This is a genomic window from Nostoc edaphicum CCNP1411, assembly GCF_014023275.1.
GTDB lineage: Bacteria > Cyanobacteriota > Cyanobacteriia > Cyanobacteriales > Nostocaceae > Nostoc > Nostoc edaphicum_A.
Genome location: NZ_CP054698.1, coordinates 6,802,302 through 6,820,717, shown reverse-complemented (window position 1 = coordinate 6,820,717; position 18,416 = coordinate 6,802,302). Strand labels below are relative to the sequence as shown.

Annotated in this window: 6 protein-coding genes and 1 pseudogene; all 7 read left to right on the top strand. The window is 41.3% G+C overall.

Going from position 1 to position 18,416, the window contains the following annotated elements; genetic code table 11:
• Window positions 1–958 precede the first annotated feature (958 nt).
• The 7 genes and pseudogenes from HUN01_RS35775 to HUN01_RS31555 all read left to right on the top strand — a co-directional run bounded on the left by HUN01_RS35775 (window position 959) and on the right by HUN01_RS31555 (window position 18,371).
• Window positions 959–1,236: pseudogene (locus tag HUN01_RS35775) on the top strand (hypothetical protein).
• 224 nt (window positions 1,237–1,460) lie between these two features.
• Window positions 1,461–6,866 (top strand): type I polyketide synthase, encoded by a 5,406-nt coding sequence (locus HUN01_RS31580; protein ID WP_181929471.1) that lies wholly within the window; start codon window positions 1,461–1,463, stop codon window positions 6,864–6,866.
• Window positions 6,867–7,041: 175 nt separating this feature from the next.
• Window positions 7,042–8,769, top strand: coding sequence for an SDR family NAD(P)-dependent oxidoreductase (locus tag HUN01_RS31575; RefSeq protein WP_181929470.1), 1,728 nt, complete (start codon window positions 7,042–7,044; stop codon window positions 8,767–8,769).
• A gap of 188 nt (window positions 8,770–8,957) precedes the next feature.
• Window positions 8,958–13,709, top strand: a complete 4,752-nt coding sequence (locus tag HUN01_RS31570) for a PfaB family protein (protein ID WP_181929469.1) — start codon at window positions 8,958–8,960, stop codon at window positions 13,707–13,709.
• Between the two features lie 142 nt (window positions 13,710–13,851).
• Window positions 13,852–15,528: a PfaD family polyunsaturated fatty acid/polyketide biosynthesis protein gene (locus tag HUN01_RS31565; protein ID WP_181929468.1), complete on the top strand. Its 1,677-nt coding sequence runs from the start codon at window positions 13,852–13,854 to the stop codon at window positions 15,526–15,528.
• A gap of 2 nt (window positions 15,529–15,530) precedes the next feature.
• Complete coding sequence (locus tag HUN01_RS31560; RefSeq protein ID WP_181929467.1) at window positions 15,531–17,045, top strand: thioester reductase domain-containing protein; 1,515 nt, start codon at window positions 15,531–15,533, stop codon at window positions 17,043–17,045.
• A gap of 522 nt (window positions 17,046–17,567) precedes the next feature.
• Window positions 17,568–18,371: an SDR family NAD(P)-dependent oxidoreductase gene (locus tag HUN01_RS31555; protein ID WP_181929466.1), complete on the top strand. Its 804-nt coding sequence runs from the start codon at window positions 17,568–17,570 to the stop codon at window positions 18,369–18,371.
• Window positions 18,372–18,416: the final 45 nt, after the last annotated feature.

Genomic DNA, 18,416 nt, shown 5'->3' with positions numbered 1-18,416 from the left:
CACTAATCCTTTGTCTAGCAATTGAATACCAACAGATAGTTAGTTATTAAGCAGATTTGATATTACTAACAGATTATTATTAGTAAGGTTGTGTATTATAAGACATTCTTAGAGGATGTTTGAAAAATTCTTAATGATGTATCAAATCCTTTTAGATCCCCCTAATCCCCCTTAAAAAGGGGGACTTTGATTCCAGTTTCCCCCTTTTTAAGGAGGGTTAGGGGGGATCAATAAGTGCCTAAAATCACAGCCAAGTACTTTTCAAACTACCTCTTATAGCGATTCCCAGTAGGGGCAATTCATGAATTGCCCCTACTCAACTTTTTACTAAAGACTACTTCACCCATATTATGTTTATTAGGCAACATACTAAAAATTAATATTTGCTTTATAAATAACCACTTTGCTTTTTAACTTGACTTATATTGAAAAATGACCAAGAACTTTGACTAAATTATGATGTTTCTCTGAGAAAACATACTTATGGCTATTGAATTTATCTATGTATTCATTCAATTGTGACTTACTAGACAACAGATTTTCATTGTTAACTTAATTCAGCACAAACTTATGGCTAACCCGTAGATAACAAAATTTCTCATACATTTATAGAGTCGTAAATTATACTTTTTTGCTTAATTTTATTCAAATTAACATCAGTAATTGTGGATGTTTGTTTATAAAATAACTTTAAAGAAATGATTTGGTTTCTGTAAAGTATGCTAGTGTTTTTATTAATTCAATGCTTTAAAGTGGTTAGACAAACTAGTTATTAAATTGATATTTTTAAATTAAAAATAACTAAAGATAACTGCTTTGTCATTGCCTTGTGACCGTTTCATTACTTGTTCAAGTTACATAAACTCGGATTAAAGGTGGTGTCTTTTGTGTAACAAGCTTGTCAACTTTCCTGGTTAAAATAGCATAAAATATATTATCCCGGACGTTGAAACTGGCTATGACATTGAACAAGATACAGAACGTTGTCATTAACAACAGCTATGTTGCTGTGATTAGCCTAGATAATCAAATGCTTTTGGGTGAAAAAACGTTTCTGTTCTCTTAGCTACTCCTCAGTTCCCATCACTCCAGTAGGATACCATTACTCAAAATCTTTACCATTACAAATGGATTAAATTCACTGGTCAAGCAGCTATTACACTCCAAGACTATTTTACCAGTTTTAACAACGTCTTTGACCTATTGCCACAATTTCAAGAGTCTAGCGTTGGATAACATTTTTGTGCGATGTCTACGACGGGCTACGCCTACGCAGTGTGCCAAAGCCGCTTGGAAACATCAGGCTTTTCCCTGGCAGTATGTGTCGTGTGGTGTCGATTTGTAAACAAGCATTTAGCGGAGATAGGATAGCTAACTGCTTACAAAACGAGAGTTTTTCATTATTTAGTAGGCAACAGAAATTACTGTAGCTACACAATTCACAGTACTAACTATGCCCTATGTCTGCTTATTCAATTGATACTGCCTTAACGGAGTTAGAGAGCCTGATAAATAATTGTGAACAGGCTGTGATTAAGTCTATCGAGGGAAAAAAAATGAAATCGGATAAATCAGTGTCAATCAACAAAATTAACAGACAATTACAACACAATCCTATCGCCATTGTTGGGATGGCTTCTCTATTACCTAAAGCTAGAAATTTGCGGGAATACTGGCAAAATATTGTAAACAAAATTGACTGTATTACTGATGTTCCTTCCACTCATTGGAGTGTTGAAGATTATTACGATCCAAATCCCAGAACTACTGAAGATAAAACCTACTGTAAAAGAGGTGGTTTTCTTCCAGAGGTAGATTTTAACCCGATGGAATTCGGCATACCACCCAGCATTTTAGAAGTCACAGATGTATCGCAACTATTAAGTTTAGTGGTTGCGAAAGAAGCGATGGAAGATGCAGGTTATGGTGAAAAACGCGAGTTTAGCCGCGAGACTGTTGGTGTAATCTTAGGCGTGGCTATGGCCAAGCAATTAGGAATGCCACTTTCTGCCAGGTTGGAATATCCGATTTGGGAAAAAGCACTTAAAAGTAGTGGTTTATCCGATGAAGATACCAAAAAAATCGTCGATAAAATCAAAAGCGCTTACGTGAAATGGGATGAGAACGCTTTCCCTGGAATGTTAGCTAACGTAGTCGCTGGACGAATTGCCAATCGCCTGAACTTTGGCGGGATGAATTGTGTAGTTGATGCTGCTTGCGCTAGTTCCTTCGGTGCTTTGAAAATGGCGATTAGCGAACTAGTTGAGCATCGTTCTGACATGATGCTGACTGGTGGTGTTGATACCGATAACACCATCATGGCTTACATATCCTTCAGCAAAACACCGGCGGTTTCTCCTAGTGAAAATGTCAAACCTTTCGATGCTAAATCTGATGGGATGATGCTGGGTGAAGGTATTGGAATGATTGTCCTCAAACGGTTAGAAGATGCTGAACGGGACAACGATAAAATATATGCCGTAATTAAAGGTATTGGTACTTCCAGCGATGGGCGTTACAAGAGCATTTATGCTCCCCGCAAAGAAGGTCAAGTTAAAGCCTTAGAACGCGCTTATGAAGATGCCGGCTTCTCTCCTGCTACTGTTGGTTTGATGGAAGCACATGGCACTGGTACAATGGCTGGAGATCCGACAGAATTCGGTTCTTTAAAAGACTTCTTTGATGTTCATGATGACAAAAAGCAGCACATCGCTTTGGGTAGTGTGAAATCACAAATCGGACACACAAAAGCGGCTGCGGGTGCGGCGAGTTTAATTAAAACTGCTTTGGCTTTACATCACAAAGTATTACCGCCGACAATTAACATTACCGAGCCGAATCCCAAACTCAACATTAAAAATTCATCCTTTTATTTGAATACCCAAACCAGACCTTGGATTCGTCCAGAAGGGGAAGCACCAAGACGTGCGGGTGTCAGTTCTTTCGGGTTTGGCGGAACCAACTATCACGTTGTTTTGGAAGAATATGAAGCTGACCAAAACGCCGCTTACCGCTTACATAGTGATGTTAGTGAAGTGCTGTTGTTTGCTCCTACAGTAGAGCAATTGTTGAGCAAATCGGAAGAGATTTTAGGTAAGTTGCGATCGCCTGAAGCACCTACACACTACTCACAATTAGTCAATGAGTGCAAATCACAACAAATTCCCCTCTCTGCTCCCCGATTTGGGTTTGTCGCTGAAAATCTCGAAGAAGCTTGTAAGTTCCTGCAAACTAGCATTGACTGGCTGAAACTCAAAGGTTCAGCAGCATCTTGGGAGCATCCCCAAGGGATTTATTACCGTTCCTCTGGTATGGAATTGGGCGGAAAAGTTGTCTCTCTATTTTCTGGACAAGGTTCGCAATACTTGGAGATGGGACGCGAACTGGTAATGAATTTCCCTTTGATGCGCCGTCTTCATGGTTATATGGATAGCCTGTTGCTCAAAGATAATTTGCAGCCGCTTTCAGAAATTGTTTTTCCTCATCCTGTGTTTGAGGAAGCAGAAAAAAATGTCCAAATTGCTGCCTTACAACGTACAGAATACGCTCAACCAGCCATCGGGGTATTGAGTGCAGGGATGTACAGCATACTGCAACAAGCTGGATTTAAGTCAGATTTTGTTGCCGGTCATAGCTTTGGTGAACTAACAGCTTTGTGGGCTGCGGGAGTTCTGAGTACCGAAGATTACTTGTTTCTAGTGAAAGCTAGGGGTCAAGCAATGGCTGCACCCGAAGATCCGGATCATGATGCGGGTAGTATGTTGGCTGTCAAAGAAGACATCAGCAAAGTTGAAGCAGTAATCAGACATTTTCCGCAAGTTGCGATCGCAAATCAAAATTCTCCCACTCAATTTGTCTTGGCTGGGCCGACCGCAGAAATAGCGAAAGTCAGAGAGATTTTACACGACAAAGGATATACGGCTGTATTGTTACCTGTTTCCGCAGCGTTCCATACACCGTTAATTGCCTTTGCTCAAAAATCATTTGCGATCGCTACCAAGTCTGTCAAATTCCAAAGTCCCAAAATCCCTGTTTACAGCAACGTTACCAGTAAGCAGTATCCCAAGGAAGCCCAAGGTATTCAAAAGATTCTGGAAACGCACCTTTCAAACTCAGTGCTGTTTAAACAGGAAATTGAAAATATCTATGCGGCGGGTGGTACTTGCTTTGTGGAATTTGGGCCGAGGAGAATTCTTAGCAACTTGGTGAAAGAGATTCTTGGCGATCGCCCACACATTACCGTATCTTTGAATCCTAGCACTCAAAAGAATAGCGATCGCTCTTTGCGGGAAGCAGTTGTGCAGTTACGGGTAATTGGCTTGGCTTTGAATAACCTCGATCCTTACCAACTTCCCCAAACCATCCCCCCAATTGAGACGAAGAAGACATTAAATGTCCGTTTAAACGGGATAAACTACAGATCCGAAAAAACGAAAAATGCCTTCGCTCTAGCTTTGCAGGATGGGCACAAAGTTACATTACCCACCCCTGAATCTTCTGAAACTGTGGCTCCTTTATTTAGTAGCCCCGGTGTAACTCCATCTGTAGCAGTGATAGAGACTAACGGACATAAAAAACTTACCCCAGCAATGAACGGTGTGACTGCTAGTATCATCACCCAGCCAGAGCAACAGATGAATTCTGTTACCCTGTCACGACCAGCCCAGGAATCTAAGATGCAACCAACACCAGAAAAACTTACAAATTACGAACAACTTTTAGCAAGTTTAGAATATCTCCTGACACAGTTCCAGGAAAATCAAGCCGAGAATTTACAAGTTCACGGTACTTATCTCAATCATCAAATGGAATACGCTAAAGCGTTTTTCCAACTGATGCAGCAGCAGAATTCCTTGTTGAGTGAAAGTAAATCAACAGCCGAAACTGCTAAAATGAAGCTCGTTGTCATGGAAAGCCTAGAGCGTAGCATGATGCAGTTTCATTCCCAACAAGGTGAAACTCTACGCATCCATGAGCAATATCTCCAAGAGCAGTTGGAATATACTAAGAGCTTTTTCCAACTCATCCAGCAAGAGTATTCTCAAATCATCTCTGGTGAGGGAGCAACTCAACTAACAGAGAAACTCAGCAATTTCACTCCGTTCACCACAGAAGCACCAGTACCCGCCACTACCAAGATAGTAGAAAGCCAGCCTTTGCCTGTAACTGGGCCTGTAGCTAAAAATGGCTTAAATGTTACCCAAGCACCTCTGCCGGCTGCTGTAGAGCCTGTAGTTGAAACTCCTATATCCCCAGAGACACGAGCGATCGCGTCTCTACTACCCACACCGCATTTCGCAACTGTCGAGACAGTAGAGCCTGTAGTCGCGCCACCTGTCCCAGTAGTAGAAGAACCTCAAGCTGAGGTTGTAGTTAAAATTAGCTCACCTCCAGTCAAGGAAGTTGTTGCAGAACCAGCACCCACAACTGCTGCACCTGTATCTAACGCAACTATCGATATTGTTGACTTGGATAAAAACCTCTTAGCCATCACCAGCGACAAGACCGGCTACCCAGTCGAAATGCTGGAAATGGACATGGATATGGAGGCGGATTTAGGAATTGACTCCATCAAACGGGTGGAAATCTTAGGGGCGCTACAGGAAATGTACCCCAGCCTACCCAAACCCAATTTAGAAGAACTGTCAGAAAAACGCACCATTGGTCAAGTTGTCGAGTATCTGCAATCCCACGCTTCCAAAGGTGTTTCGGTAGAAATTGCAGTTCACGAAGTACAACCAGCAACCGAGATTCCAGTAGAGGCTGCACCAGTAGTTGAGGTAGTCATTGCACCGGAACCAAGCGTAGTTGTCGCATTCACCCCAGAACCAGAAGCAGCTACAAGTGATGAATTTGCAAACTTAGGTGAAACCCTGTTAGCCATCACCAGCGATAAAACTGGTTATCCAGTCGAGATGCTGGAACTGGAAATGGACATGGAAGCCGACTTGGGGATTGACTCGATTAAACGGGTAGAAATCTTAGGGGCGATGCAAGAAACGTACCCCAACTTACCCAAACCAAATATCGAAGAACTCGGCGATCTCCGCACTATCGGTCAAATAGTCGATTACCTACAGCAGTTGGCTGGAGGTGAAAAAAAAAAGTCTGAACCTGAGTTTGTCCAACAACCACCGGAATTAGAGCATACTATCCAGCGCCATCCGGTCAAACTCAGAAGCTTACCACAGCCTGATTATTTGGATTTCACGTTACCAGAGGGACACATCGGTTTAATCACCGATGATGGTTCCCTCACCACCTATAAATTAACTGAATCCCTAATCGAGAAAGGCTGGAAAGTAGTAGTTATCAGCTTCCCCCAATCGCTCATCGCCCAACAAGCGCCCTTACCTACAGGAGTAACCCGCGTTACCTTAGCAAACTTAAGTGAAGAACATCTTCAACAACAATTGCAAGCGATCGCATCCCACTGCGGAACGATTGGGGCCTTTATCCATCTACATCCGATGTTTGTAGGAAATCACACCGGAAGTATTTCTTATAACGAATCAGAAAAGGCGATCGTCAAGCACGTATTTTTGATGGCGAAACACCTCAAACCCTCTCTAAACGAAGCCGCAAAACATGGACGTAGTTGTTTCTGCACAGTTGCTCATCTTGATGGAGCCTTCGGTTTAGAGTACAAAGTCAACTTCGGTGCGATCGGTGCTGGTTTGTTTGGATTAACCAAAACTTTGAGATGGGAATGGCCAAAAGTATTTACTCGTGCGATCGATTTAAGCCCCAGACTTGATGCTAAACAATCAGTACAAAATATCATCGCCGAACTTCACGACCCCAACCTTTATATAAGTGAAGTTGGCTACGGCTCACAAGGACGAGTCACCATTATTGCCGATTAAAAAGTTGATTAATGTTGTGTGCAACTTTCTCTCGAACCTAACCCCCAACCCCTTCCCTACAAGGGAAGGGGAGTAAGAATCAAAGCCTCTCTCCCTGTGAGGGAGAGGTTTGGAGAGGGGGTTTCAAAATAAGTTACACATCAAACCCAATTTATGCAGGTATTCACGAGGATTTATGACACAAACAGCCCAGCTTAGTCCATCATCTGTCTTTGTAGTAAGTGGCGGTGCAAAAGGGATTACGGCTGAGTGTACTATCAGATTAGCCCAACAGCAACCTTGCAAATTCATCCTCCTCGGTCGCTCTGAACTATTAGAAACCGAGCCAGATTATGCTCAAAATTCTGATGACTCCGCATTGAAAAAATGCATCATGGAAAATCTTCTTTCTCAAGGAGAGAAGCCCACACCCATGAATGTGCAAAAAATATATAACAAAATTACCTCCAGCCGCGAGATTAAAAAGACTCTAGCAGCAATTGAAAAAACCGGAGCGAAAGCAGAATATATCAGCGTTGATGTTACAGATACGCCAGCTTTACAAGAAAAACTTGCCACTGCTGTGCAACATCTCGGACCAATTACCGGAATCATTCACGGCGCGGGAAACTTAGCTGATAAGTTAATTGAAAAGAAAACAGAAGAGGATTTTGAAAAAGTTTACACCGCCAAAGTTCAAGGTTTAGAAAACCTGCTAACTTGCGTCAACCCTAATCAACTTCAGCATTTAGTTTTGTTTTCTTCCGTAACAGGATTTTACGGAAATCCCGGACAATCTGATTATGCGATCGCAAATGAAATTCTGAACAAATCAGCCCATATATTTAAGCAAAGTTATCCCTCGTGTCATGTAGTCGCTATCAACTGGGGCGCTTGGGACAGTGGGATGGTGACAGCAGAATTAAAGAAGATTTTTCAAGAGCGAAAAATTGAAATAATTCCCATTGCAGTTGGGGCACAAATGCTCGTTAAGGAAATGGATAATTCCAATCATGCAACTGCACAAGTTGTTATTGGTAGTCCACTCGTTCCCCTGGCGGCGGAGTTAGATTCAGAACTACGAACCTATCGTATCCGTCGCCAAATGACATTGGAGGCTAATCCATTTTTACACGATCATACGATTGCTGGTTCTCCAGTTTTACCCGCAACTTGTGCAATGACCTGGATTATCAATGCCTGTGAACAATTATATCCAGGTTACAGATTGTTCAATTACCAAGATTTCAAAGTTTTAAAAGGGATTACTTTCAATGAAACATTAGCGAAGGAACATCTTTTAGAAATAGAAGAGATTTCTAAAGTTAATCTTGAAAGAATCGAACTTAAAGCCAAAATTTCGAGTAAAAACCCACAAGGTAGAATCCAGTTTCATTTTAGCGCTCAACTCAATCTCCAGCGAGAAATCCCAGATGTACCCACTTATGAATCTCTCAATCTCGAAGAAGATAATATCATCACCGCTACAGGAAAAGATTTTTACCAAAATGGTGGGGCTACATTATTTCACGGGCCAGGTTTTCAAGAAATCAAAAGAGTTTTAAACATCAGTCCTGAAAAAATTACTACAGAATGTCTGTGGCCAGAACTCAGCGCACAGCAACAAGGACAATTCCCTGTCCAATGGGTTAATCCTTACACAACTGACTTGAGTATGCACGCCTTATGGGTTTGGACACAACACTTTCATGAAGAAGGTTGTTTACCTGGAAAAGTAGAAAAATTTGAACAATTTGAAGCGATACCACATAACGAAACATTTTACGTTTCTTGTGAAGTACTAGCTAAGACACCAAGTAGTGCGATCGCAAACTTCATCATACACGATCGCCAAGGTAAAATCTATTCACGAATGCTCGGCGCTCATGCCATTATTTGGTCAATGAAAATGCTCAGAAGCTAGTAATCTCTCAAATTCAAAGTTTGTAGTAAGGACTTTAGTCCTTCTTAATATAAGCACTAAAGTGCTTACTACAAACTATCAAAATCTTAGGATTGCTATAATTTGTCTCGTTCAAAGTTTGGGGAACAGCGTAAATCCTGCCTTTTAATTATCTCTTGCTAAATACCCAAACTCGGAGCATATAAATCGTGGAAAAAATAGCCATCATCGCATTGTCATGCCTATTCCCCGATGCTAAAAATCCTGAAGAATACTGGCAAAACATCGTTAATCAAAAAGATTCGACATCCTCTGCAACCGTCGAAGAAATCGGAGTAGATCCGACAATCTTTCATAATCCAGTCAAAGGTACACCAGACAAAACTTATTCCCTCAAAGGCGGATACATCCGCAATTTCCAGTTTAATCCGTCTGAATACAATCTACCATCAGAATTTGTTGATGGCTTAGATAACACCTTCAAATGGTCATTATATGCCGCTAAACAAGCAATCGAACAAAGTGGTTATTGGGGTAATCAAACTGTTCTAGCAAAATGTGGCGTGATTTTAGGTAATTTGTCATTCCCGACAAAATTATCTAATCAATTATTTTCTCCAATTTACCAGCAAGCTATTAATCCTGCTATCAGAGAACTTTTACAGGATGAAGACTTTGATTTAGCTGCTTTACCAAGTGCAACTAAAGCGTCTTTATACAATGCGATGATATCTGGTTTACCAGCATCTATAGTTGCTCAAGCTTTATCTCTATCCCAGATTAATTTATGTCTGGATGCTGCTTGTTCTTCATCATTTTATGCAATTAAACTAGCATCTCATTACTTATGGTCACACAAAGCTGATGTCATGTTAGCTGGTGCTATCAGTTGTGCAGATTCGCTATTCGTGAGGATGTTATTTTCCGGTGTTCAAGGGTATGCAGAAAACGGCATCAGCCGCCCCTTAGATAAGTCATCTAGAGGGCTAATTCCTGCCGATGGTGTTGGGATGGTAATGCTAAAGAGATATTCTGATGCTGTCAGAGATGGTGATAATATTCTTGCCACTATCTGCGGCAATGGACTCTCGAATGATGGCAAAGGTAAGCACTTACTAAGTCCGAATCCTAAAGGACAAGTCCTAGCTTTTGAACGAGCCTACAAGGAAGCAAATTTTAGTCCAAAAAGCATCGATTATCTAGAGTGTCACGCTACTGGCACATTACTAGGAGATACAACCGAATTCAACTCCATCGAAACATTTTTTGGTCAACATCAAGCTGCGCCTCTGGTGGGTTCTGCTAAGGCCAATACTGGTCACTTGCTAACTGCTGCTGGCATGGTTGGCTTGACTAAAGTGATTTTGAGTATGTCTCATGGTGTAATTCCAGCAACCATGAATGTTTCGGAACCTTTAACATCAGAAAAAGGTACAATTTCTGCCGACAAAATTGTTAGAACAGCTACGGCATGGCCTAATAATAACGCACCAATTAAACGGGCAGCTATTAGCGCTTTTGGATTTGGCGGCACTAATTCTCATCTGATTTTAGAACAAGGAAATACAGCAGAATCAGTTGAATCAACTCCACCTGTTCCACCTACCAAAGTTGCCATTGTCGGCATGGATGCCTTTTTTGGTAACTGCAATGGTTTAGATGCTTTTGAACGCAGCATTTATGATGGAACACAGCATTTTACTTCCTTACCGCCTCAAAGATGGCATGGTATAGAAAATCAAGAAAGTGTCCTGAAAGAGTACGGTTTAACAGACGGGAAAGCACCAGTTGGGGCATACATCAAGGATTTTGAAATAGATACTTTATCGTGCAAAATCCCACCGAATGAGATAGAGAAATTAAACCCACAACAATTGTTGCTTCTGAAAGTTAGCGATCGCGCCGTCAAAGATGCGAAACTACAGGAAGGTGGCAATGTCGCAGTGATTGTCGCCGCCGAAACAGAATTCTCTGTGCATCAGCTACAGCAAAGATGGAATCTATCTTGGCAAGTTAAAGACGGCTTATTAAACCAAGGAATTTCTCTACCTGCTGAACAGCTTTCCCAACTGGAAACCATTGTCAAAGATAGCATTCACCAACCAGTAGAAATCGGCGAATATGTGAGTCACATCGCCAACATCATGGCAAGTCGGATTTCTGCTTTATGGAATTTCACTGGCCCTGCATTCACCGTCAGCGCTGGCGAAAATTCTGCCCTCAAAGCGTTGGAAATTGCACAAATGCTACTCGCTACGGGTGAAGTTGATGCAGTCGTTGTGGGTGCGGTAGATTTAGCCGGTGGTGTGGAAAATGTCTTGTTCCGCAGCCAATTTGCCCCAATTAATACGGGTGTAAATACCTTGGGTTATGACCAACAAGCTAATGGCTGGACGGTTGGTGAAGGTGCTGGTGCTGTCGTCCTCAAGCGCTACGAAGCTGCTAAGGAAGATAATGAACGCATCTATGCAGTAATTGATGCTATGAGTTTCGCACAAGGTAATTCTACTTTGAGTGACGCTTTGGTAAAACCTGATGCTTCAGCTATCAGTGATGTCTGCAAACAAGCTTTCCAGATGGCTGAGATTCAACCCACAGAGGTTAACTATGTAGAAGTCTTCGGTAGCGGCGTTCCCCAGGAGGATGAAGCCGAAATCACAGGTTTACTGCAAGCTTATCCGAAAGTGGGCAATGGTTTGCACTGTGCATTGGGAAGCGTCAAAGCCAATATCGGCCACACCTATACAGCATCGGGAATTGCTAGCTTAATCAAAACTGCTCTCTGTCTTTATTACAGGTATATTCCCGCCACACCCAAATGGTCTGGTGTCAAAACACCGCAAGTATGGGAAGGTAGCCCTTTCTATGTGGCAATGGAATCAAGACCTTGGTTTGTCGATAAAGGCGGCACACGCAGAATAGCAGCAATTAACAGCATGGGTATAGATGGCAGTTACGCCCATTTAATCCTATCGGAGGAACCCAGCCAAGAGGAGCGCGACAACAGATATTTGCAACAAATGCCTTTTCATCTGTTTCCTATCGCAGTTAGCGATCGCTCTACTATACCCGATATCCTAAACCATCTCCAAAAATCCATCGAAGCTAGTTCTTCTTTATCAGCTACCGCCAGCGAGACATTTGCTACCTTTGAGCAGCAATCTGATGCAAAATACGTCTTATCAATCGCAGGACGTAACACAAAAGAACTACTCAAAGAAATTGAATCTGCCCGTAAAGGTGTAAATAATGCTTTTGAAAATGGCACAGATTGGCAAACACCAATAGGAAGTTATTTCACAGCGAAACCATTGGGTAAAACCGGAGCAGTTGCTTACGTTTATCCCGCAGCAGTCAATTCTTATATTGGAATTGGTCGGACTGTTTTTCGCTTATTTCCTAAAGTCTTCGAGGACTTAAAAAGTAATAATCTTTACAACCGGGCTGCCGATGTTGAAAAATTGGTTTATCCCAGAAGCTTACCTAAATTGATAACCAGGCAACTAGAAACTCTCGAAAAGCAATTGTTAGATGATTCACTAGCAATGTTTGAAAGCGAAATCGCCTTTGCTAGATATATGACAGCAATTTTCCGAGATGATTTTAAAGTCAAGCCGCAATCTGTATTTGGGTATAGTTTGGGTGAAACTAGTATGATGGTTGCCCAAGGAGTTTGGAGTGATTTTGAAGGTGGAAGTAACACCTTAAACTCATCACCTTTATTTGGCGATAAGTTATCTGGCCCTAAAAATGCTGTGCGTGAATATTGGGGATTAACAGATTCACCAAACAACAATTTTTGGAATACCTATGTTCTCATGGCTACTCCATCGCAAGTTAGAGAATGCCTGAAACATGAGAATCACGTCTACTTAACTCAAATCAACACGCCAGAAGAAGTATTAATTGCTGGTGAGGATGCAGCCTGTAAGCGAGTGATTGCAACTTTAGGTTGTAATTCTTTCCCTGCTCCCTTCGACCATGTGATACATTGTGAAGCGATGCGATCGCAGTACGAGGAAATCAAGAAGGTAAACAGCTTACCATCACAAAATCTTCCTGGGATTGTGTTTTATTCTGCCGCCGATTATCAACCAGTTGCACTCGAAAGAGATACCATTGCTCACAACATCGCCAAAGGATTGTGCCAAGAACTTGATTTTCCGCAATTAGTAAATCGTGTCTACGGCGATGGGGTCAAAATATTTCTAGAAGCGGGCGCGGGTAGTGTCTGTTCCCGATGGATTGATAAAATCCTCGGAAACAAAGAACACATCACAGTTTCTCTGAATCGTAGAGGAATGGATGACCATGCTTCGATGGTCAAAGCATTAGCAAAACTACTCAGTCATCAGGTGAATGTGGATTTATCACCACTGTATAGCAAAGCTCAAGACACTGCTAATTCAAATAAAGCAACATTGAGAACAGTTACCTTGGGTGGCAAAGCGATCGCTGCTACAATTTTGAGCGAAGAAAATCGTAAACTTGTTGAAAATTTGGTTGAGGATATTAAGTGCGATCGCTTCAAAATACAGCATCCAAAGATACCTAATGTCCAACAATCTGAAATCACAGATTTTCTTAACACTTCCAACCAAATAACCCAAGAAGAAAATTATTCCCCTAACATCTTGCCTCAGCCAGAAGAAGTAAAACCGAAAAATATCATTGATAACGTTTTTCAACCGAGAGAACAATTACAATCTTCTGAGTCAAGCGCAATTAGACAGCCAATTCCTGTTTCTTTCCCCCCCGTCAGAACTCAAAAAATTAGTAGCATCATCAGCATGTTCGATTTAAATAAGACCCAGTATCAAAAGCTCAATGCTAATAATTCAAAGATAACTAAAGCACACACTGCCTTCTTACAAGCTAGACAAGATTACAGTCAGCAAATGAGCGAAATCATTCAATTGCAACTAGCTTGCGCCCAAAACTTGCTTAACGACGAATCTTGACATAAGTCTACATACTTCAACCGTCAATAACCTTGGGTAAGGGGAAAGGTGAACCGATAAAAGGAAAATATTTCTTCCCCATTCCCTATTCCCCACTCCCCACTCCCCCTATTTAATAATTGTAATCCGAGGGATAACTACCGTGACAACCGTAGATACGGTACTAAGTAAACACGATAATGGTCTTAACTTCTCCGCTTGGTCGCATAACAAAAACCAGGTTTGGAAAGGTTCTTTAGAAACTGTATCTTTTGAGAAACAAACCATCAAAGATAAATTGATGGTGTTAAATAAACCCTGCTACATCGTGAAAGTTGCCGGAAAAATCGGTGTCACTAACGAGGGTTATTTATCCCCTGGTGATAATGGCACAACAGCACAAGTAGAACTCCTAACATTTGCAGCACCAATCCGCATTCAACAGTTTGGAGATCCGAATTTCCTCTCCTCTCATGGAGTGAAATATGCCTACGTTACCGGCGCAATGGCTGGCGGAATTGCCTCCGAAGAAATGGTCATTGCACTTGGAAAAGAGCAAATTTTGAGTTCCTTTGGTGCAGGTGGTTTAACTCCAGAACGTTTGGAAGCAGCCATCAATCGCATTCAACAAGCCTTACCTCAAGGGCCCTACGCATTTAATCTAATCCACAGCCCCAACGAACCTGCGATTGAACGCCGCGCAGTGGATTTATATCTCAAATACCAAGTGAGAACAGTAGAAGCCTCTGCATTTCTCGACTTGACCCCCAACATTGTTTATTACCGTGTTGCGGGATTGGCATTAAATAACGCCAATCAAATTGAAATCAAAAATAAAATCATTGCCAAAATTTCTCGCCGAGAAGTTGCGACTAAATTTCTGCAACCAGCACCAGCAAGAATACTTAAAGAACTTCTTGAACAAGGGCTAATTACTGAGTTACAAGCAACCCTTGCAGCCAAAGTTCCGATGGCTGATGATATTACCGTCGAGGCTGATTCTGGAGGACATACAGATAATCGTCCCCTGGTTTGTGTGTTACCTTCTATTATTGCCTTGCGGGATGAAATTCAAGCCCAATATCATTATCAAACACCCATTAGAATCGGTGTTGCAGGGGGAATTGGTACACCACAATCAGCATTAGCAGCCTTTATGATGGGTGCTGCTTATATAATGACTGGCTCAATCAATCAGTCATGTGTTGAATCTGGGGCTTGTGAACATACCAAAAAGTTACTAGCCCAAGCTGAAATGGCTGATATGATTATGGCCCCAGCAGCAGATATGTTTGAAATGGGAGTCAAATTGCAAGTTCTCAAACGGGGTACAATGTTCCCCATGCGAGCGCAGAAATTATTTGAACTCTACCGCGCTTATGATTCCATTGAAGAGATTCCTTTGGCAGAAAGACAGAAATTAGAAAAACAAGTTTTTCGCAAAACTATTGCTGAAGTATGGGAAGGAACTGCGGCTTATTTATCCCAAAAGAATCCTGAGAAACTTGGGAAAGCAGTTAATAATCCTAAACTAAAAATGGCGTTGATTTTCCGTTGGTATTTAGGATTATCTTCTCGCTGGTCTAGTTCTGGTGAAAAAGGTAGAGAAGTCGATTATCAAATTTGGTGTGGCCCGGCAATGGGCGGTTTCAATGACTGGGTACGTGGTTCCTACCTGTCTGAACCAAATAATCGTGGTGTAGTTGATGTTGCTAATCAAATTATGACTGGTGCAGCCTTTTTGTACCGTGTCCAAAATTTGAAAATTCAAGGACTGCAAGCTTCCGATTATTACAGTCAATATCACCCTGTTCGTTCTACATCATTGTTGGAGATTTAAAAATGACTATAAAACAGTCTTTCACAGCAGACGATATTCAAATATTTTTGGTATCTAACTTAGCTAAATTGCTAGACGTAGCAACTGATGAAATAGATGTCAAAGAACATTTAGAAAACTATGGTTTGGATTCAGCCCAAGCAATGATTCTAGTAAGTAACTTAGAAAAGTTGCTCGGATTTCAACCCTCTCCATTGCTGCTGTGGCATTACCCAAATATTGAAGCTCTTTCACAGCGTTTAGCTGAAGAAGTGCAAGATGGTTCACCAGTTCAAGATACAAAGGTAGTAGCCTCTAATGCCAACACTGCACCCACTGTTCTAGATTTAGGTGCTGAGGCTGTTCTTGACCCCACCATCCATCCCGGTGCAGCATCTAATGCAGCTATAGGTGAACCCAAGAACATCTTTTTAACTGGGGGAACAGGCTTTTTAGGAGCCTTTATCATCCGGGAATTGCTACAAGAAACCAATGCGGATATCTATTGCTTAGTGCGTGCTGCTAATGCCGAAGAAGGCAAAAGCAAACTCCAAAAGAATCTGGAACAGTATGCAATTTGGCAGGAAGAATTTAGCTCCAGAATTATTCCGATTGTCGGCGATTTATCTCAGCCTTTGTTAGGTATTGGTTCGGAACAGTTTCAAGTCCTAGCTGCAAATATTGATACCATCTATCATAGTGCTGCTTTATTGAATTATGTTTTCCCATACTCTGCACTGAAAGCAGCCAATGTTTTAGGCACTCAAGAAGTTTTGAGATTGGCTTGTCAAATTAAAGTCAAGCCTGTACATTACGTTTCTAGTGTTGCTGTTTTTGAATCCACTGCTTATGCTGGTAAGGTTGTCAAAGAACAGGATGATTTCAATCATTGGGAAGGTATTTATCTTGGTTACTCACAAACAAAATGGGTAGCCGAAAAGTTAGTTAAAATTGCTCGTGACCGTGGGCTTCCTGTAACTATCCACAGACCACCACTGATTTCAGGTGATAGCAAAACAGGCATTTGTAACACACATGACTTTATCAACTTGATGACCAAGGGCTGTCTACAAATGGGATATTTCCCTGATGTAGATTATATGTTGGATATGTCACCTGTGGATTATGTAAGTAAAGCGATCGTTTATCTATCACGGCAAAAAGAATCCATCGGGAAAGCTTTCAATTTACAACATCCCCAACCCGCCGCTTTGAAAATGCTAGTTGAGTGGATACGCTCTTTTGGTTATTCAGTTGAGATGATTCCTTACGAAAAATGGCAATCAGAGTTAATCAATAATGTCACTTCTGCTGACAATCCTTTATACACTCTGCGACCATTTTTGCTAGAACGTTGGTCTGATGAACAACTAACTATTCCTGATTTGTACTTACAAGCTAGAAGACCTCATATTAGCTGCCAAGATACTCTTCACGCATTGGCAGGTAGTTCTATTGCTTGTCCTCCCATTGATTCTCAATTGTTTATGACTTATACCGCCTACTTGATTCAAAGTGGTTTCTTGAATCTCGCTTAGGAATTCACAACTTGTATAGGATGTGTTGTGTAAGGCTAACACATCCTACAAAATAATTTTATTTAGTCCATGTTTTTTAAAACTCAGTACTACTGAACAGCCAATATTTCAGATGCCAGCAACAACTCATACACTAACAGCGGCAATATAATTGCCCTGTTTTTTTATGCTCAATCATGTAAATTTTTAGTATTCACCCCTTGACAGAAGCAATTGAGGATAGAATGGTTAATGTTGGGCATAAAAGGTTGATTTTACCCGCTAGCTTTTGTGAGTGATCAAAAGCCAAATGCTAGCAGTCTGAAATAACCAAACTCCTTTAAGGTCTAACTTCTTCGATGCATAAGTCCTAAATTTGCGTTTGGACTGCTACATCTATCCAATGCATCACATAAGCATTTGAAAGGGTAATAACTCAAGATATTTCTTGTAGGTTGAGATATTACGCGTACTTAATTGTAGAACAAGAACCACTGTAAATGCAACGCAGCTTCATCAAGTTGAATTCACCAACATTCTTACATGAACACAACACATCAAAGACAGAGCAAACAAACTGCTCTTATTACTGGGGCAGCCGGCGGAATTGGCTACGAATTAGCATGTATTTTTGCTGCTTATGATTACAATCTGGTCTTAGTAGACAGAAACGGGTCAAAGCTAGTAGAAATTGCAGCTAAATTCCAAGAAAAATTTGGAATTTTCGTCAAAACTATTGTTAAGGATTTATCTATATCAACTGCTCCTGAAGAAATTTTCACGGAGTTACAAAAAGCCGATATTAATGTTGATGTGCTGGTAAATAATGCCGGATTTGGTATCTATGGATTATTTCACGAAACAGACCTAGCTGCTGAATTGGAAATGCTACAGGTAAATTTGGTGTGCCTCACCCATTTAACTAAGCTATTCCTGAAACACATGGTTAAGCAAGGTGAAGGTAAGATATTAAACGTCTCCTCGGCTGCTGCGTTTCAACCAGGGCCTTTGATGGCGGTTTACTTTGCTACTAAAGCTTATATCTTATCTTTTTCGGAAGCGATCGCTAATGAATTAGAAGGTACAGGTGTCACTGTGACAGTTCTTTGCCCAGGCTCAACCGCATCTGCCTTTCATGAAAGAACCGGAATGGCTGACTCTAAGTTGCTCAAGGGTAAAAGGATGATGGATGCACGAACAGTAGCTGAAGTTGGTTTTCACGGCTTAATGAAGGGCAAAACCATTGTCATTCCTGGTTTTATGAATAAACTACTGGCAAAAAGCGTCAGATTTGTACCTAGAAATCTCGTGACAAAAATTGTCAGAAATATGCAGGAAGATAAGTAAGCTGGTTGTCATTTGTCATTTGTCATTTGTCATTTGTCATGAGCT

Bases quoted from the DNA above. Each gene is read 5' to 3' on its own strand.
- HUN01_RS31580 (WP_181929471.1), top strand. From the start codon at position 1,461: ATGTCTGCTTATTCAATTGATACTGCCTTAACGGAGTTAGAGAGCCTG.
- HUN01_RS31575 (WP_181929470.1), top strand. From the start codon at position 7,042: ATGACACAAACAGCCCAGCTTAGTCCATCATCTGTCTTTGTAGTAAGT.
- HUN01_RS31560 (WP_181929467.1), top strand. From the start codon at position 15,531: ATGACTATAAAACAGTCTTTCACAGCAGACGATATTCAAATATTTTTG.
- HUN01_RS31555 (WP_181929466.1), top strand. From the start codon at position 17,568: ATGAACACAACACATCAAAGACAGAGCAAACAAACTGCTCTTATTACT.